The organism is Pseudomonas sp. PS01303 (assembly GCF_029959385.1).
GTDB classification, from domain to species: domain Bacteria; phylum Pseudomonadota; class Gammaproteobacteria; order Pseudomonadales; family Pseudomonadaceae; genus Aquipseudomonas; species Aquipseudomonas rustica.
Genome location: NZ_JASCPK010000125.1, coordinates 1 through 17,158, shown reverse-complemented (window position 1 = coordinate 17,158; position 17,158 = coordinate 1). Strand labels below are relative to the sequence as shown.

Here is a 17,158-nt window from a genome sequence, read left to right as displayed (position 1 = left end):
AGGCTGAGTGGAGGGATTGATCCGGGGTGGGAGCGCAGCGACCGTTTGGCGCAGCCAAACACATCGAGAGGAGGTGCAGCGAAGCAAACCGTAGGCGATGAACCCCGGATCAATCCCGGAGCGAAGGAACCCGAGCCCTAGCGAGGGCCGAACGTCAGGGCAAAGACCTTTGGTTACTTTGGGGCGTTTGCCAAAGTGACCCGCCGTAAGGGCGGAACCCTTATCAGCAACCCCCGAAGCAACGGATAAGCCCCCAACCTCACCCCCGCCCAACCCCCCTAGGCTTGGGAAACAAATTATCCAAAGTCTCAAACAACCTCACGTGATAAATCGGCTTGCGAAACAGATCCACCACCTGCAACCGCAGCAAATCACTGACATCCTCCATATCCGCATGCCCCGACATCACAATCACCGGCAAATGCGCCCGCGACGTATGCTCACGCAAGCGCTTGATCAACGACATGCCCGACTCCTCAGGCATGCGCAAATCGGTAATCACCAACGCAATATCCGGATGCCGCGTCAAATGATGCAACGCCAACTTCACCGACGTCGCCGTATGACACACAAACCCCTCACCCTCCAGCAACTCAGCCAGCTCCAGCAACGCATCCTCCTCATCGTCAACCAGAAGCAACTGTTGGCGCGGCAGCGAGGAAGCAGTCATGGGCAATCCCTGAAAAACCGAAAGTGAACCCGAGTGTAGACCGTCATTCGCCCATCACCGCGGTCAAGGCGTCGGAGCGGTCTGCGCAGTGCCACCCAGGGACACCAGAATACTGTTGAAGATCGCTAACACCTTCGCTCCGATAGGCGTTACGAACACCACGACAACCACAGCAACCATCGCCACAACAATCGCGTACTCGATAGCCGACGCCGCTTCAGTACTCGCCAGAAACGAGCGCACGCGCGTAATCACATAATCAAGAAACATGGCCATTCTCCTGCGTTCCAGCCGCTGGCCGGATACGGAAAAAAACAACAGCCTCGTCAAAACCTGCGCTCGCAATTCACTAGCGCGCGCAAGCAATGAATAAGGGAAGAGTGAGTTCGATCAGATACCCGGCTTGGTCTGCGCCGTACCGCCAAGCTTGGTCAGAATGACGTTGAAAATCGCCAGTACCTTATCGCCGACAGGTGTCACAAATACCACGACAACCACGGCGACCATCGCCACAACGATCGCGTATTCAATAGCCGACGCCGCTTCGTCGCTTTTGCAGAATGTCCGGGCACGTGCCCGCAGATAGTCGAGAGTCATCCGAAACATACGTCCACTCCTTCGCGCCTTTGGCGCCGATGTCACGCTACAGCGGCAAGGTTCCACCGTGCCATTTGAGCATTGTCAACAAACCCCCTCCCAACAACTGTAAGAACGGATTAATCACAAAGGATTAGTCCATTGGTGATCGGCCGTTTCCTGCTGTTAATTGGCCAACACCCCTACTTTAGTCAGTTATTTGTCTGTCACTAATGGCGTTTTGGCTTGGATCAGCTAGCGTGGAAATAGCGAAATAGTTGAATGTTCATAGCTGCCGGATTGCGAAATCTCTCGTTGAAAAAAGCGGTGGGTCGTGCAGCAGGAAAGGGAGAGCCGTCATGAACAGTCGCGTCACCATGGGCCTTGCAGCAGTGTTGTTGCTCGGCGCCGTTTTTGTCGGTTACTGGGGGCTGGTGCTCAGCCGCCAACCGGCACCTGTTGCCGAGGCGCCTGCCGCGCCGAACGTCACCGTTGAAAAAACTGTCGCGATCGCCGAAGACCAGACCCGCCAACCGGTGGTGGTTCTGCTCCACGACGTGCCACCGTTTTCGCCGCTGACCGCCGCCGACGTCACCGTGGAAAAACTGCGCAGCGCCCCGGCCGGCAGCTTGAGCAGCGTCGATCAAGCGGTCGGCCGCACACCGTGGCGGCACCTCAGCGCCGGCACCTGGCTGAATGATGAAAGCTTCTCCGCCGGTGGCTCACTGGCACGCATGATCCACAGCGATGAACGCGCGCTGACCGTGGCCGTCGACGAAGTGATCAGCGCTGCCGGGCAATTGCTTCCCGGTGACTACGTCGATGTCCTTCTCTATCTGCGCCAGGACGGCAGCAACTTGCAGCAGTCGGCGCAGATCGTTTTACCGGCCATGCGCGTGCTCGGCGTCGGTGATCAATACGGCCTGACCAACGACGGCCAACCCGCCTCCCCCGCGCTGAGCGCCGACGAAAAAATCAAACAGGATCAGCGCCGCATCGCCGCACGCACCGTGGTGCTGGCGGTACCGGAACAACTGCTCAGCCGGATGATGCTCGCGACCCAAGTCGGCACCTTGCGCCTGGCCGTGCGCAGCAGTGAAGAACAACGTCTGGCGAAATACTGGGCCGGCGAAAGTCAGGCGCCCGCCCACATCGATAACGCCAACAGTCAACTCTTCCAGTTCACCCAACTGGCCCTCGGCGCGGCGCCAAAAGTGCCGTCCAGCGGTGGCTCCGGCGCCGTTGCACGGCCGGCGGTGGAGATCATTCGCGGCAACCAGATCACTCAACAAACCCCATGATTGCGCAAGGATCCAAGTGCATGCCGAGTCGTTGCTGGCCGACCTTAAAACCAATGCTGCAGGCCATGTTGTTGATGGGCCTGTCGATGGACGCCGTGTGGGCGGCCACCGGTAATTGCTCGGCACTCGGGCGCATGCCGCCGGTGATCGAGATCGGCGAGGGCTTTCAACAGGATGTGCAATCACCGGTGGCGATCACGCGGCTGGCGATTGGCGATCCGAAGATCGCTGACGTGCACGCCAACGGCAGCTCGTCTTTTCTGCTCACCGGCGTCGCGCCCGGCGCCACCAGCCTGATGGTCTGGACGTCGTGCTCCAGCGAACCGCGCCAGAGCATGGTGTTCGTGCAAGGCGCCGCCACCGCTGCACTCACCGGTGCCAGCCTGCCGCCGTCAGAAGATCCGAGCCTGCCGTCGCAAGTGCAGACCGACATTCGTTTCGTCGAAGTCAGCCGCACCAAACTCAAGGAAGCCACCGCCTCGCTGATCGGCGTACGCGGTAACTTCCTCTTCGGCTCGCCCGGCACATTGCCGAATATTGATGGTGTGCCGCAGCCACGCTTGCCGGTGAACAACGGTCTGTTCAACTTCTCGTGGATCGGCGGCAAGACCATGGCGATCATCAATGCGCTGGAAGGCAGCGGCTTCGCTTACACCTTGGCGCGGCCGAGTCTGGTGGCGCTGAGCGGCCAGAGCGCAAGCTTTCTCGCCGGCGGCGAAATCCCGATTCCGGTGCCCAGCTCCGGCAGCGACACAGTGACCATCGAATACAAGGAATTCGGTATTCGTCTGACGCTGACGCCGACCGTGATCGACCGTAATCGCGTCACCCTCAAAGTCGCACCAGAAGTCAGCGAACTGGATTACGCCAACGCCATCAACATCGGCGGCACGCCAGTGCCCGCGCTGACCGTACGCCGCACTGACACCAGTGTGTCGCTGGCCGACGGCGAAAGTTTCGTCATCAGCGGGTTGATCAGTACCACCAACACTTCGCAGGTGAACAAGTTTCCGGGCCTGGGCGACATCCCCGTGCTGGGCGCGTTTTTCCGTGATTCGCAGATCAAACGCGAAGAGCGCGAACTGCTGATGATCGTCACACCGCACCTGGTGCAGCCGCTGGCCGCCGACGCGCAACTGCCGTCGTTGCCGGGGGAAAAACTGCGCAACTACGACCCGAATTTCTATCGCATGTTCTTCCTCGAAAACGGCAACTTCGACAAGCGCAGTGGGTTGTCCCAATGAGCCAGAGCCTGAGCCAGACGTTCCTCGCCATCACCCGCAACAGCACCGATCTGGAATGGCTGCAAAGCGCCCTCGCGCCGCTCGGCCAAGTGGTCAGCGCCGGTGGCGGCAGCCTCGACGAATTGCTCGCGCTGGTCGATGTCACCTTCGCCAATCTGGTGTTTGTCGGCCTTGATCGCGAACACGTCGTGGCGCAGAGCGCGCTGATCGAAGGTGCGTTGGAAGCCAAACCGATGCTGGCGATCGTCGCCCTCGGCGACGGCATGGACAATCAGCTTGTGCTGAATGCAATGCGCGCCGGCGCACGGGATTTCGTCGCCTACGGTTCGCGCTCCAGCGAAGTCGCAGGATTGGTGCGGCGCCTGAGCAAACGTCTGCCGCCGGTGGCACCGAACACGCAACTCGGTGGCCTGACCGTGATGTATGGCGTGCAGAGCAGCTCCGACGGCGCACTGTTGGCCAATCACATGGCGATGGTCGTGCAGAAGAGCGGACAACAAACTTTGTTGCTCGATCTCGGTTTGCCGCGCGGTGACAGCCTCGCGTTGCTGGGCCTAGAGAGCTCGTTCCACTTCGGCGACGCTCTGCGCCATCTAAGACGCCTCGACGCCACGCTGATCGACAGCGCCTTCACCAGCGCCGAAGCCGGGCTGCGCATCCTCGCTTACGCCAGCAGTGACGAGCCGCTGGAAACCACCAGCGCCGCCGAACTGTTCATGCTCCTCAGCGCCCTGCGTCAGCACTTCCAGCACATCGTCGTCAACCTCACCGGGCAAGCCGACAGCGAAGCCTTGCGCACTTTTGTCAGCCATTGCGACAAGCTGCTCTGGTACACCGATCAGAACGTGCTCAACTGCCGACGCAACCTCGCCGTGCTCAATAACTGGCGCGAGAAAGGCATGAAACTCGACCACGGCCGACTGCTGATCGACCGTTATTTAAGCAACGTCGCGCCGGATGCGGAAACCCTCGGCAAGACTTACAACCTGGAAGTCATCGCGGTTCTGGCGGCCAACGCCGAAGTCCGTCTCAACGCGAAAAATCAGGGTGTCAGCCTGTTCGAACTGGCGCCGCGAGAAAAACTCACGCAAAGCCTGCGCGCCCTCGGCGAACGTCTGGCGAAACGCTCCGAAGGGCTGGCGAAACCGAAAGTCACCTGGTTCGGGCGTCTGCGAGGCAACACATGAGCAGCGAAAAACTCTTCGGCTCGCCGCAACGCGGGGCGGTGGGCAACACCGATCATGAAGGCCTGAAACTGGTGCTGCACCGCTACATCATCGATGCCATCGAAGAGTCGGGAAAAAACCTGCTGGAGGGTTCGCGCCAGCAACTCGCGCAATTCGTCACCGACAAAGTCGCCGAATACATCGCCCGTTTGCACCTGGCGATCTCGCGTTATGAGATGGAGCGGCTGGGCGAAGAAATCGTCGACGAGCTCACCGGGTTCGGCCCGCTGGAAGTGCTGCTGCGCGATCCAACGGTGACGGAAATTCTGGTCAACGGCCCGCACCGGGTGTTCATCGAACGCGACGGCGTGCTCCATCAAAGTGACCTGCGTTTTATCGATGCGCATCACGTTGAACGGGTGATGCAGCGGATTCTCGCGCCGCTCGGTCGGCGTCTTGATGAGTCGTCGCCAATGGTCGATGCGCGCCTGCCGGATGGCAGCCGGGTCAACGCGATCATTCCGCCAATTGCCCTCGACGGCCCGTGCCTGTCGATTCGGAAATTCCGTAAAGACATGCTGAAAAGCAGCGACCTGATGGCTATGCAAACCATCGATCTGCAGATCTTCGAATTCCTTCAGGACGCGGTCGGCAAGCGCTGCAACATTCTTATCAGCGGCGGTACCGGCACCGGTAAAACCACGCTGCTGAACATCCTCAGCCAATTGATCAACCCGCACGAACGTCTGGTGACCATCGAAGACGTCGCCGAATTGCAGCTCGGCCACCCGCACGTGGTGCGTCTGGAAACCCGTCCGCCGAATGCCGAGGGCCACGGCGAAGTGAAGGCCAGCGACCTGATTCGCAACGCCCTGCGGATGCGCCCCGACCGCATCATCCTCGGCGAGATTCGCGGCGTCGAAGTGGTCGATGTACTGACCGCGATGAACACTGGCCACGACGGTTCGATGAGCACCGTGCACGCCAACAATGCGCAGGATGCGCTGCTGCGTCTGGAGACGCTGGTCGGCCTGACCGGTCGCGCCATCGCCGAACGCACCTTGCGCCAGATGATCTGTGCGGCGCTCGACGTGATCATCCAGTTGACCCGCATGCCCGACGGCCGCCGCTGCGTCAGCGAAGTGGTGGAAGTGGTCGGCATCCGCGAAGACGTCTACGTCACCAACACCCTGTTCCGCCTCGACCGCCGCACCGGTTTCGGCTTCCTCCGTGAAGCGGTCAATCCGGCGGGCGACAAGTTGCGCCACGAGACTCATCTGGGCTGACGGCAAGGAGCACGGAGCATGCTGGGACCGGTCATTCTCATCACCTTGTGTCTGGTTTTGCTCGGGCTGTCGATCCGTTTGTTTCTGCACGGCATACGCAAAACCGCCAACGAAAAAGTCCTCGGTCGACTGGCCGCCGGGCAACCGCAACTGGCCGAAGAAAAACCAAAATGGGTGGGCCTTGAGCGGATGTTTTTGCGCGCAGGTTTGGGCCGTCCGACCGAGCGTTTCGGCTTGTGGATGAGCCTGTGGGCGGTCTCCATTGGTCTCGGTTATCTGCTGTTCGACTGGGTCGGTTTGCTGGTGATGCTGGTCGCTCCGCCACTGATTTTGCGCCTATACATCGCCTTCCTTTATCGGCGCCGAATCAAGCGCATGATCGAGCAGCTGCCGCAGTTACTCGATCACACCGTGCGCAGTTTGAAGTCCGGGCGCACCTTGAGCGACGCGGTCATGGGCGGCATCGAGGCCAGTGACGATCCGCTGAAAAAAGCCATGGGTCGGGTGCAGCGCAACGTACAACTGGGGGTCAATCTGCCTGACGCCGTCAGCGACTTTGCCGAGCTGTACGAGCAGGACGAACTGCGCATGTTCGCCCTCGGCCTCAAGGTCAATAACCGCTACGGCGGCAACGCCAGTGAGCTGCTGGAGAACCTGATCAAACTGATCCGCGAACGCGATCAGGGCGCCCGTCAATTGCGCGCCCTCACCGGTGAAACACGGATGACTGCGTGGGTGCTCGGCTCGCTGCCGATCATCCTCGTCAGCTATTTCATGCTGACCAATCCCGGTTACATGCTCGGCATGTGGCATGACTCGGGCGGCCACACCATGTTGATCATCGCGGCGCTGTTGCAAGTGTTTGGATGCCTGGCGCTGTGGCGCATGTTGCGGAGTGTTTGAAATGCTCTATCTCGCCGCCCTGATGTTATTGCTTGGCGCCCTGCTGCTGGTGGCCAACCACTTGCTCACCGAGCGCCGTCGCGTGCGCCAGGTCAACCAGCGGTTGCAGGGGCATCTGGTGCGCGAAAACCGCTTCGGCACTTGGTTGCGCGCGTTCGGCAACACGCGATTTGGCCGGCGCTCGGTGAGCATCGACAGCGAAACCCAAACCCTGCTCAGCCGCATTGGCTGGCGCCGCGCCAACGAGCGCGCGCTGTTCGCCGCCTGCCAGATCGGTACGCCGTTGCTGACCTTAGGGCTGGCGATTTTTTTACAGGAAGTGTTTTTCCCCCACGCCGACAACCGCTGGATCATGCCGATGCTCGCTGCCGGCGCCGGTTACCTGTTGCCCAAACGCCTGCTCGCCTACGCGGCCGGGCGTCGGCAGAAAATCATCTCGGTGGAAATTTCCACCTTCATTCCGCTGCTGCGCATCCTCTTCGAATCCGGCATGGCGGTGGAACAGGCACTGCGCGTGCTGAGCATCGAGGGGCAAAAACTGCTGCCGGAACTGACCAGCGAACTGCGCCTGATCCTCGTCCGTGTCGACTCCGGCCTGGAGCTCGGTCAGGAGCTGAACAAAGCCGCAGTGATGCTCGCCGTCGACGAATTCACCGACACCTGCGTGATCCTTCAACAACTGATCCTACAGGGCGGCGGCGCGATGAAATCGCTGCTGGCGCTCAAACAACTGCTGGATGACCGGCGCCTGACACGCTTGCAGGAATACATCTCGAAGATGTCGGCAAAAATGTCGGTGGTGATGATGTTGTTTCTGTTCCCGGCGCTGCTGATCGTCCTCGCCGGCCCCGGCTTCACTGCGATTACCCGGGCGTTTGCATCCTGAATCCGACTCATGGAGTGTGTTTGATGAAAGTACTGATAGTCATCGCCAGTCTGCTGCTGCTCGGCGGTTGCGCCACCAACGGCCAGGCGCCGTGGACGTCGCTGCTGTCGCCGTCCAGTTGCAGCAAACTGTCGTCGGAACAGGAACTGGCGCTGAACCTGGCGGACGACCTGGCCAACGACGGCAAACTGCACGCCAGCCTCGCCAACCTCGAAAGCTTGCCGGACAACCTCAGCGAAGTGCGTCTGCGCAAAGCCAAGGTCTATCGCCTGCTCGGCCGCAGCGAAGCCGAACCGCTTTACCGCAGCCTCGTCGGCGGCTGCCTGACCGCCGAAGCCGAACACGGCCTCGGCCAACTCTACGCCGCACGCGGCGACAACGGCCAGGCTCAGGCGCACCTGCAACGCGCCGTGCGCCTGGCGCCCACCGACGAAAAAATCCGCAACGACCTGGGCGTGGTCTACCTCAACCAACTGCGCCTGAACGACGCCAGCTTCGAATTCCTCACTGCCCTCGAACTCAAGCAGAACAACCAACTGGCGGCGCAGAACCTGGTCACCTTACTGCTCTACCAGAACAACTGGCCGCAAGCCGCCGAAATCGTCAGCCGCGCCAAACTCACCCCGGATCAATTCACCGAAGCCCAGGAACGCGCGGAAAAACTCAAAGCCCCGGTCAAAGCCAAACCCGCGGCCAGCAACCAGGTCGCGGTCGTCGCCGACCCACTGCCGTCCTCGATCAAATAAGGAGACAGCCATGAACCCCGTCAAAGGCCTGTGCTACCTGACCCTGCTCAGCCTGCCCCTCAGCGCCCACGCCATCGACGCCGGCCCCGCCTCGGCGCAACAACAGGAAACCGAAGGCTGGCTCGTCCTGCAAAGCCGCAACCAGGCCGCCTCGAAAAACCCACAACCGGCCACCGCCACCGAGCGCGAACTGGCGATGCAGCGCTGGATCAAAAAATACAAATACGAAATCCCGGATTTGTATGACCCGGATGCGGGCGGGAAGATTGAGACCAAAAACTGACAACCGCATAACGTGTAGAAGCTGCCGAAGGCTGCGATCTTTTTATCTTTCTTTTTAGAAACACAGATCAAAAGATCGCAGCCTTCGGCAGCTCCTACACAGGATGAGTGCAAGCTCGGCTGCCGCGTATGATCTAAAAGCCCCTCACCCTAACCCTCTCCCGGAGGGAGAGGGGACTGATCGGGCTGTTTGGGCGAGGTACGCCGACCTGAAATACCGAGCCGAACACAGACTCTGAAAACCACAAAAATCGGCCCCCTCTCCCTCGGGAGAGGGCTGGGGTGAGGGGCAGCCTCAACACAAAACCAAAGCCGAACACGCCACGCTCTTAACCACTCGACACGATGAGCGCAAGCTCGGGTGCAGCTTTTGATCTTAGAGCCCGTCGGGAGGCTGAGCGGGAGGAATTCGTACGGCGAAAGCATTGAGGTGCAGCGAAGCAAACCGTGGGCGATGCCCCCCTAGCCGAAGGCTGCCGCGTATGATCTGAAAGCCCCACACCCTAGCCCTCTCCCGAAGGGAGAGGGGACTGACCGGGGTGTTTGGGCGAGGTACGCCGACGTGGGATACCGAGTTGAACTCAAGTTTTGAAAAGCCCAAAAATCGGCCCCCTCTCCCTCGGGAGAGGGCTGGGGTGAGGGGCGAATCCAACGAAGATCAAAAGATCGCAGCCTTCGGCAGCTCCTACACAGGATGAGCGCAAGCTCGACAAGCTGTTGATTTTGATCTTAGAGCCCGTCGGGAGGCTGAGCGGGAGGGATTCATACGGGGAAAGCATCGAGAGGAGGTGCAGCGAAGCAAACCGTAGGCGATGCCCCCGGATGAACCCGGAGCGAAGGAACCCGAGCCTCAGCGAGGGCCGGACGTCAGGGCAAAGCGTTTTGGTTACTTTTGGCTGGGCCGGCATTCCGGCGTCTGCAAAAGTGACCCGCCGTAAGGGCGGAACCAATACCCGCCCCACCACAAACAACGGATATGTACCCAAATCAATGCGCCGTAACCCGCCCCCGCCCAGGCGAAAGCGCCAACGCCAACTGCGTCCGATTATGCATATGCGTCAACCTTAAAACCTGCGAAACATAAAGCTTCACCGTGTTCTCGGTAATCCCCAACTCACAAGCAATCTGATAGTTCGTCTGCCCCTTCCCCACCAACCGCGCCACATCCAACTGCCGTGGCGACAACTGATTGAAAATCTCCGGCATCTCCGCCGCCTCAGCCTCGCCGCCCAACCTATCCCGCACCACCGTCGCAGGACTACGCCGAACCTTATCCAGATCCTGATAAAGGTCATCAATCGACTCAGACAAAAACTGCAACTTCTGATTCAAATGCCCAAGCTGCACATTCTTGTGCCGCTCCTGCAACGCCAACTCCTGACGCTGCAAACCCTCCAGCAACTCCGCCAGATCAATCGGCTTCTGATAATAATCAGCAATCCCCGCGCGCAACGCCTTGATCACGTCCTGCTTGTCCGCGCGCCCGGTCAACATGATCGCCTCGAACGCCCGCTGCTTGCCGGCCAGGCGCTGCAACGCCTGCACCAGTTCAATGCCGTCCATCCCCGGCATGTGCAGGTCGCACAACACCAGACCAATCTGCGCGTCTTCAGTAAAACGCTCGATCGCCTCTTGGCTGGAAACGCAGGGGACGCAGCGATAACCGCTGGACTCGAGAAACTCGCACAACTCCTCGACGATCAAGGGTTGATCATCAACCACGAGGACTTTTACCGCAGACGTAAGCTTGTTCACGTGCCACTCCATGCCCTAGGCCAAAGCTGACCATTCCTGTACTGACAGCTCTCGGCTGTATAACCAGCTCCTTTGAAAGTAGACGTACTTTCCGACTATGTACATAGAACTAGTGGCGCCCGGCGACTAGTGGATCCAATAGAAAGCCAGCCCCGTGCCGAGCAGCACAAACGGCGCAAATGGCAGCTTTTTTGACGATCCCGGGCCCAAATATCGAAGACGATCTCTAAGCCCTTGACTCATATGCAGCCAGACTCTTGGCGCGAGCAGCAGCCAGAGCACACTGGCGATACCGGCGCCGACAAATGTCCAAAGAACGAAAATACCGTCCGTCGCAAGGCCCAGAGCTGTCATTAGTTTCACATCGCCGGCGCCCATGCGGCCCATCAAATAACCCGGCAGGGTGAACGCCAACGCCAACAAAACCGCCCAGCCGCCCTGCCCGGCCTGAGCCCCCAGCCACGTGCTGCCGGTGGCCAATAAAAACACCAGCGCCAAGGCACCGACACCGACGGTCAAGAGATTGGTGATGCGCCGCTGCCGGGCGTCCTGAGCGGCGCAAACCAGCAGCCATACGAGAAGGATAAAACTCTGCATCCGGTAAAAACCGTCCGTTTTTGCTGAATGATTCTATGCTGATACTACGCAGTGACTGTCAGGGTAGACGCACTCATGAAAAACGGCTTTCGGAAGTCGCAAAAAGGTGCGGTGGCGATTGAATTCGCCCTGGTGTTCGTGATCTTTTTTGCGGTGTTTTACGGCTTGATCAGCTACAGCCTGCCGTTCGTGATGATGCAATCGTTCAATCAGGCGACGGCTGAAGCGGTGCGCCGTAGCGTCGCCATTGACCCGACGACGCCCGGTTATGCGACGGCGGTCGTCAATGCTGCGAATGCAGCGCTGACTCAACAATTATCTTGGGTGCCGTCGTCGTTCAATTTGGTGATTGGCACCGATACCAGCGCGGTTTTCGACAGCACTAAAGGTCTCAACGGCACGCTCACCGTCAGCGTCAATTACCCGGTCAGCAAACTCAATCAGGTGCTGCCGTTTCTGGTGCTGCCGGGGGTTGGCACCGTGCCCAGCCTGCCGACCAATCTGACCGCCCAATCGAGTCTGCAATTTTGACGGCGGGCGATAAACTCTTCGGGCGGTTGCTCAAGCGTTCAGCGGTCGTCGCTCACGAACCGCTGGAGCCTCTGGTCTCGCCGATGCTGGGCCTGCACATTCATCTCGACGATGACGGTGCGGTATTGCAGATGGCCGGGCCGTTGCGTCATGTGCTCGAACAACAGAAACCTCATGCTCAGCCGTTGCCGCTGACCGACTACTTGCTTGCCCACAGTTGCCTGGCCATCGAGGGCCAGCCAAGTGATTGGCAGGGGCAACTGCTCGATCTCGACTTCGCCTGCCTCGGCGATCAGGTGCTGCATTTGCGCGGCTGGGCGCAGCGCTGGGGCAACGGCTGGCTGTTGCAGTTGATGGACATCGCCGACTTGCTCATCGAACGCCAGCAAGCGCGTCACCACGACGCCTGCCAAGTGATCGCCGGGCAAATCAGCGAACAATTGCGCAGTTGCGGCCCGTTGCGTTTGCCGGTGATTGTCAGCGAACAACTGCAGATCATCGCCCAGCGCTGGCACATCCCTTGTCTGGCATTGGCGCTGCTCGATGAACAGGAACAGGGCTGGCAAATCTATCGGCAGTTTCAGGCCCATGACGCGCCGACGCTGTGGCACGACGGTCAGCGACTGGACACGCCGCTCGACAGTTTGAACGGCACCGCGCCGCAGCGACTCGATGCGCACCACGGCCTCAACGAACATTCGCGGGTGCAGATTATCTTCGGCAACGCCGACGGTTTTGCCGTGCCCTACAGCGATGATCGCGGCGTGGTCGCGTGGTTGCTCTGCGGTTTTTACGACGTTGATCACGCAGCGCCCTATCTGACCGTGCGCGACTGGATGTGGCTGGCAAGTTCACTGGCGGCGCCGTTGCTCGGGCGTCTGCGCGAGCAGCAACATCATCGCCAGCACGAACGTCTGGAATCCCTACAGACCTTGCTCGGCACCGGTTGGTGGGAAATCCCCGGCGTCGGCGATGCGGTGCAATTGGCGCCGTCATTGGCTGCCGCCCTGCAACTGCAGGCGACACGATTGACCCAGGAAGAATGGCTGACGCAGATCCACCCTGCCGATCGCGAGGAAATGCGCAGCGGTCTGCACGCGCTGCAACAACACGGCGAGCCGCTGACCTTGAGCGTGCGTCTGCACCCTGCGGATAACGAGCAGGCGCCGACGTGGTTTCGCGTGCAAGGACAAGTCACCGGCAGCGCCGAACACCGGCGTCTGGTCGGTTTCATGCTCGACATCAGCGACATCAAAAACCAGCAGCAACTGGCCGCCGCCGCTCATGCGCGGCTGGACAATCTGATCGCCAGTTCGCCGGCGGTGATTTACGTGCAGCACTACGCCGAAGGTGCGTTGCAACCGGCGTTTTTCAGCGCCAGCCTGCAACCGTTGCTCGGTTTGCGTCTGGAGGATTGCACGGCGGCGGCGCTGATCGAGCGCCTGCATCCGGAAGATCGCGAGGTGTATTTCCAGCGTACTCGGCAGTTGCTGCGCGAAGGTTCGGTGCGTGCGCGTTATCGCCTGCGTGATAGCCGTGGTGATTATCACTGGCTGCTCGACGAGGCCAAACTGCTGCGCAACGACCTCGGTTTGCCGGTCGAAGCTGTTGGCCTGTGGCTGGATGTCACCGATGCGACGCTGGCCGCTGAACAGGTCAAACAAAGCGAAGAGCGCTACCGGATTCTGGTCGAAGATTCACCGGCGATGATCTGCCGCTATCGCCCGGATCTGACCCTGACTTTCGGCAACCGGCCACTGGCGACGTATCTGGAATGCACGCCGGAACAATTGCCGGGCATTGATCTGGGCACCTGGATGTCCGACGAGCAGCGCGCCGCGTTCGTCCAGCGCCTGACGCTGCTGACCCCGGACAACCCGGTGAGCACCGCCGAAATCAGCCTGCAATTGCCTGGCCGCGAACATGCCTGGTGGGTGTGGTCGGATCGCGGTGTGTTCGATGAGCGCGGGCAGTTGATCGAAGTGCAAGCGGTGGGCCGCGACAACACCGAAGTGCGCCGCTCGCAGCAACAACTCACGCAGAGCGCAAAAATGGCCACCCTCGGCGAGATGGCCACGGGGCTCGCCCACGAAATCAATCAGCCGTTGAACGTGATGCGCATGGCTATCGTCAACGTGCTCAAGCGCTTGAGTAATGGCGATGTGCAGGTCGATTACCTGACCGACAAACTCAATCGCATCGACGCGCAGGTGCAGCGCGCGGCCAAGGTTGTCGATCACATGCGCGTGTTCGGCCGCCGTTCGGAGATCGAGCAGCAACTGTTCAATCCGGCGTCGGCCATCGAAGGCACGTTGTCGCTGTTGGCTGAAGGCATGCGCGGAAAAGGCGTGGATCTGCGCATCAGCGACACCGGTTTTCAGGTGCAGGTGCGCGGTTATGTCGATCAACTGGAGCAGGTGTTGATCAACCTGATGGTCAACGCCCGCGATGCGTTGTTGAGCAAGCGTGAGAAGGATTCGAGCTTCAAACCGTGGATTTCGATTTATGCCGAGCGTGATGATGAGAAGGTCAGGCTGTGGGTCGAGGACAACGGTGGCGGCATTGACCCGCGTTTGCTCGAGCGGATTTTCGAGCCGTTTTTCACCACCAAACCGATTGGTGTCGGCACTGGGTTGGGGCTGTCGGTGAGTTACGGGATTATCGACAACATGGGTGGGCTTTTGAGCGTGCGCAACTCGGTTGAGGGCGCGCGGTTTTGTATTGAGTTACCGATTTCGGCGGACGATTAGATGACTAGATAGGCTTTGCCGGTTTGCCCGCAGGTCATGTTGGCGCCGACGTCGACGTCCATCAGGTTGATGCCGAGGCTTTTTAGGAGGTTGTTGAGTAAGGGGTCGAGGATCGGGCTTAGCAGGTTGGTGATCAGCGGTTGCAAAGAGGCGGTGACATCGCTGATCAAACTGGCGACGCCGGTGACGATGCTTCCCAGCGGATTGCTTCCGACCGGCTTATAAACAATCAGGTTGATGCCGGCCAACGTACTGGACAGGCTGTTGACGATGTTATTGGTTGGAACGGCAGCAATCACACTGGGCGGCAACTTCAGGTTAGCTGGCGTCGCGAACGGCGTGCCGCTGGAAAAGACCAGATCCTGCACGTTGGTTCCGACGCCCGTATTGACCATGATCGCGATGCCGCCAGCAGCGAATGGCACGTGCGTCGATTCATCACACGTCCCGAGCAAACCCAAAATCTTGTGGCAGGTCACCGTGCCCAGATCAATCAGCGGCAGTGGCGTAACGGTCGGTTCGGCGAGGGATGAAAAAGCGTTGGCAGGATCGATTTTTCCGATTTTTATATCCGCGATAGAACTGGTGGTGCGCGCGGTCAGACTCTTGGTGCCAACGTTGTTTACCGGGCAACTGAAGTCAGTGACGTAGCTATTGGCGCCACCAACGTCCAGAGCTATGTCAATTTCCGGGGACGGCAACAACAGCGGATCCAGCTGTTTGCAACCGGCGCCCAACAGACAGCCCACGGAGTTGAGCGTGCCGACCAGGTCGAGGCTCAGCAGGCTGTTTAGCGTCGGGGTCAATGCGCCGACTAATCCCCCCACGGCATTGACTAACGCGGATATGTTAGTGAGCACTGGGAGATTCACCGAAATGTAAGTACGGACTTGCGCGGTGCGCACGTAAATCCGGTTTGCGCCGGTTGGATTGGCCTTGGCCAGCGCAGGATCACCAATCGCAGAAAACTGCGGCGGCTCGATCACCTTCACTTTCACCGTGACATTCGCCAGCCCCAACACACTGATCGGCAACGTCGCCGCCACCGCGCTTTTACTGTTGGCCAGTTGAATCACGCCCTGCACCAGTTGCAGAAGTTGCAGATTGGCGTCGAGCCCCGCCGCCGTGGTGCCGGTCTGCAATTGCAGAATATCGCCAAGTTTGACCGGCGCCGCGTTGATCGCCGCCACCTGCAACTGGCCCAGCGCGGTGATCACCTCCGCCGTCGCGCCGTTAAGTTGCACCACCGTCGCGGCGGCCTGAATCAGTTGGGTGACGGTGGCCTGGGTGTTAAGCAGTTGCGTGTAATTGCCGGCGGCGACGTTGAGGTTGATCGCCAATTGATTGAGGTAGCTGAGCAGGTTGATATCGGTTTTGAGCAAGCCGTCCCAGCCCAGCGCCGTGAGGTTGACGTTACCGCCGAGCAGCCCGGAAAACAGCGGATTGAGGATGTTCGATTGCGCGGTATTGATCGTGGCCAAGGTGCTGCGAATGTTCAGTTGGGCGATGGTCGGCTGGGGTTTCGCGGCGACGGCCGTGGCGTTGAGCGTGGTGTTAAGGCTGACCGCCGTGCCGCTGAACAACGCCTGCACGCCGCCGGCAAAACTGGTGGTGAGGGTGTGACTGCCGACTACGCGCACCGCTGCCGCTTGCGTGGCATCCACGGTGAACGAACGCAATCCGGTCGCGGCCGTGACTAATGAACCACAGGTGGTGGCGAGGGTGTTGTTGGCATCGACGGTAAAACCATTACGCACCGCGCTTTGCCCGGCGTAAGTGGCAGCGGTCAAACCGGGCAGACAATTGCCGCCACGGCTCACCGCTTCCAGCGCGGCGTTATCCACCACCCGCTGCAATTTGCGCTGCTCCATGTACAAGCGCCCGGTGTCGACCACCAACAGCATCGCCACCAGCGCCACACTCAGCGTGGCAGCCGCCATCAACCCGATCGCCCCGCGTTGCCGGGCCGGGCCATTGAACTGCGAACGAGGCGACATGCCGCACTCCTTTGCCGGCGCACTGCCGAGCGCAACCTCCATTGATGCGATTGAGTGTAGACGCGACCGAGCAACACTGCTGGCAACACGCCAGCGCACACAGCACAAAACCTGTAGGAGCCGAGCTTGCTCGCGAAAGCGGTGGGTCATTCAGCATTGATCTGCCTGACACACCGTCTTCGCGAGCAAGCTCTGCTCCTACAATGACCGAGGTGCGCACAAATTCTGTGAACACCCAAAAACCTGTGGGAGCGAGCTTGCTCGCGAAAGCGAACTGTCTGCCAAACAATGTTGAATGTGCCGGCCTCTTCGCGGGCAAGCCCGGCTCCCACATTGACCGAGGTGCGCACAATTCTTCTGAACACCATAAAAACCTGTAGGAGCCGAGCTTGCTCGCGAAAGCGACGGGTCATTCAGCATTTATCTGCCTGACCCACCGTCTTCGCGAGCAAGCTCGGCTCCCACAGG

At 60.0% G+C, this 17,158-nt stretch carries 16 protein-coding genes; 10 read left to right on the top strand and 6 right to left on the bottom strand.

The genetic code is table 11. The features are described from left to right. Window positions 1-259 precede the first annotated feature (259 nt). From QMX93_RS24245 to QMX93_RS24235, 3 genes are all read right to left on the bottom strand, one after another. Window positions 260-670, bottom strand: coding sequence for a response regulator (locus QMX93_RS24245; RefSeq protein WP_053116932.1), 411 nt, complete (start codon window positions 668-670; stop codon window positions 260-262). Between the two features lie 63 nt (window positions 671-733). Further along, window positions 734-940 (bottom strand): Flp family type IVb pilin, encoded by a 207-nt coding sequence (locus QMX93_RS24240; protein ID WP_053116931.1) that lies wholly within the window; start codon window positions 938-940, stop codon window positions 734-736. Between the two features lie 120 nt (window positions 941-1,060). After that, complete coding sequence (locus QMX93_RS24235; protein ID WP_282358226.1) at window positions 1,061-1,267, bottom strand: Flp family type IVb pilin; 207 nt, start codon at window positions 1,265-1,267, stop codon at window positions 1,061-1,063. 338 nt (window positions 1,268-1,605) lie between these two features. On the opposite strand from QMX93_RS24235, the gene cpaB reads away from it, so the two are divergent. Genes cpaB through QMX93_RS24195 form a run of 8 tightly spaced genes read left to right on the top strand, consistent with a single transcriptional unit; the run spans window position 1,606 to window position 9,061 of the window. Next, on the top strand, window positions 1,606-2,547 hold the full coding sequence (gene cpaB / locus QMX93_RS24230) for a Flp pilus assembly protein CpaB (RefSeq protein WP_053116930.1): 942 nt from the start codon (window positions 1,606-1,608) through the stop codon (window positions 2,545-2,547). A gap of 20 nt (window positions 2,548-2,567) precedes the next feature. Next, window positions 2,568-3,791 carry a type II and III secretion system protein family protein gene (locus QMX93_RS24225; protein ID WP_159813479.1) on the top strand — a complete coding sequence of 408 codons (1,224 nt, stop codon included), beginning with the start codon at window positions 2,568-2,570 and terminating at the stop codon, window positions 3,789-3,791. After that, complete coding sequence (locus tag QMX93_RS24220) at window positions 3,788-4,978, top strand: pilus assembly protein (protein WP_053116928.1); 1,191 nt, start codon at window positions 3,788-3,790, stop codon at window positions 4,976-4,978. Before QMX93_RS24225 ends, QMX93_RS24220 begins: the two co-directional genes overlap by 4 nt. Next, on the top strand, window positions 4,975-6,243 hold the full coding sequence (locus QMX93_RS24215) for a CpaF family protein (RefSeq protein WP_053116927.1): 1,269 nt from the start codon (window positions 4,975-4,977) through the stop codon (window positions 6,241-6,243). The genes QMX93_RS24220 and QMX93_RS24215 overlap by 4 nt, the downstream gene beginning before the upstream one ends. Window positions 6,244-6,261: 18 nt before the next feature. Next, window positions 6,262-7,146: a type II secretion system F family protein gene (locus QMX93_RS24210; protein ID WP_282358225.1), complete on the top strand. Its 885-nt coding sequence runs from the start codon at window positions 6,262-6,264 to the stop codon at window positions 7,144-7,146. Between the two features lies 1 nt (window position 7,147). Beyond that, the gene (locus QMX93_RS24205; protein WP_282358224.1) at window positions 7,148-8,032 is read left to right on the top strand and encodes a type II secretion system F family protein; all 885 of its coding nucleotides are present in this window, start codon (window positions 7,148-7,150) and stop codon (window positions 8,030-8,032) included. A 23-nt stretch (window positions 8,033-8,055) separates the two neighbouring features. After that, window positions 8,056-8,778, top strand: a complete 723-nt coding sequence (locus tag QMX93_RS24200; RefSeq protein ID WP_053116924.1) for a tetratricopeptide repeat protein — start codon at window positions 8,056-8,058, stop codon at window positions 8,776-8,778. A 10-nt stretch (window positions 8,779-8,788) separates the two neighbouring features. After that, window positions 8,789-9,061 carry a DUF3613 domain-containing protein gene (locus QMX93_RS24195; protein ID WP_053116923.1) on the top strand — a complete coding sequence of 91 codons (273 nt, stop codon included), beginning with the start codon at window positions 8,789-8,791 and terminating at the stop codon, window positions 9,059-9,061. A gap of 986 nt (window positions 9,062-10,047) precedes the next feature. Here the strand turns inward: QMX93_RS24195 and QMX93_RS24190 are convergent. Continuing rightward, complete coding sequence (locus QMX93_RS24190; protein WP_053116953.1) at window positions 10,048-10,815, bottom strand: response regulator transcription factor; 768 nt, start codon at window positions 10,813-10,815, stop codon at window positions 10,048-10,050. Window positions 10,816-10,941: 126 nt separating this feature from the next. Then, window positions 10,942-11,412: a prepilin peptidase gene (locus QMX93_RS24185; protein WP_159813491.1), complete on the bottom strand. Its 471-nt coding sequence runs from the start codon at window positions 11,410-11,412 to the stop codon at window positions 10,942-10,944. Window positions 11,413-11,487: 75 nt separating this feature from the next. Between QMX93_RS24185 and QMX93_RS24180 the strand changes: the two genes are divergently transcribed. Both QMX93_RS24180 and QMX93_RS24175 read left to right on the top strand, forming a co-directional pair. Beyond that, on the top strand, window positions 11,488-11,943 hold the full coding sequence (locus QMX93_RS24180; RefSeq protein WP_053116921.1) for a TadE/TadG family type IV pilus assembly protein: 456 nt from the start codon (window positions 11,488-11,490) through the stop codon (window positions 11,941-11,943). Further along, window positions 11,940-14,693, top strand: a complete 2,754-nt coding sequence (locus QMX93_RS24175) for an ATP-binding protein (RefSeq protein ID WP_282358223.1) — start codon at window positions 11,940-11,942, stop codon at window positions 14,691-14,693. Before QMX93_RS24180 ends, QMX93_RS24175 begins: the two co-directional genes overlap by 4 nt. Here QMX93_RS24175 and QMX93_RS24170 read toward each other — a convergent pair. Then, complete coding sequence (locus QMX93_RS24170; protein ID WP_282358222.1) at window positions 14,690-16,690, bottom strand: pilus assembly protein TadG-related protein; 2,001 nt, start codon at window positions 16,688-16,690, stop codon at window positions 14,690-14,692. The genes QMX93_RS24175 and QMX93_RS24170 overlap by 4 nt on opposite strands. Between the last annotated feature and the right edge of the window lie 468 nt (window positions 16,691-17,158).

Bases quoted from the DNA above. Each gene is read 5' to 3' on its own strand.
- QMX93_RS24245 (WP_053116932.1), bottom strand. From the start codon at position 670: ATGACTGCTTCCTCGCTGCCGCGCCAACAGTTGCTTCTGGTTGACGAT.
- QMX93_RS24240 (WP_053116931.1), bottom strand. From the start codon at position 940: ATGTTTCTTGATTATGTGATTACGCGCGTGCGCTCGTTTCTGGCGAGT.
- QMX93_RS24235 (WP_282358226.1), bottom strand. From the start codon at position 1,267: ATGACTCTCGACTATCTGCGGGCACGTGCCCGGACATTCTGCAAAAGC.
- cpaB (WP_053116930.1), top strand. From the start codon at position 1,606: ATGAACAGTCGCGTCACCATGGGCCTTGCAGCAGTGTTGTTGCTCGGC.
- QMX93_RS24225 (WP_159813479.1), top strand. From the start codon at position 2,568: ATGCCGAGTCGTTGCTGGCCGACCTTAAAACCAATGCTGCAGGCCATG.
- QMX93_RS24220 (WP_053116928.1), top strand. From the start codon at position 3,788: ATGAGCCAGAGCCTGAGCCAGACGTTCCTCGCCATCACCCGCAACAGC.
- QMX93_RS24215 (WP_053116927.1), top strand. From the start codon at position 4,975: ATGAGCAGCGAAAAACTCTTCGGCTCGCCGCAACGCGGGGCGGTGGGC.
- QMX93_RS24210 (WP_282358225.1), top strand. From the start codon at position 6,262: ATGCTGGGACCGGTCATTCTCATCACCTTGTGTCTGGTTTTGCTCGGG.
- QMX93_RS24205 (WP_282358224.1), top strand. From the start codon at position 7,148: ATGCTCTATCTCGCCGCCCTGATGTTATTGCTTGGCGCCCTGCTGCTG.
- QMX93_RS24200 (WP_053116924.1), top strand. From the start codon at position 8,056: ATGAAAGTACTGATAGTCATCGCCAGTCTGCTGCTGCTCGGCGGTTGC.
- QMX93_RS24195 (WP_053116923.1), top strand. From the start codon at position 8,789: ATGAACCCCGTCAAAGGCCTGTGCTACCTGACCCTGCTCAGCCTGCCC.
- QMX93_RS24185 (WP_159813491.1), bottom strand. From the start codon at position 11,412: ATGCAGAGTTTTATCCTTCTCGTATGGCTGCTGGTTTGCGCCGCTCAG.
- QMX93_RS24180 (WP_053116921.1), top strand. From the start codon at position 11,488: ATGAAAAACGGCTTTCGGAAGTCGCAAAAAGGTGCGGTGGCGATTGAA.
- QMX93_RS24170 (WP_282358222.1), bottom strand. From the start codon at position 16,690: ATGTCGCCTCGTTCGCAGTTCAATGGCCCGGCCCGGCAACGCGGGGCG.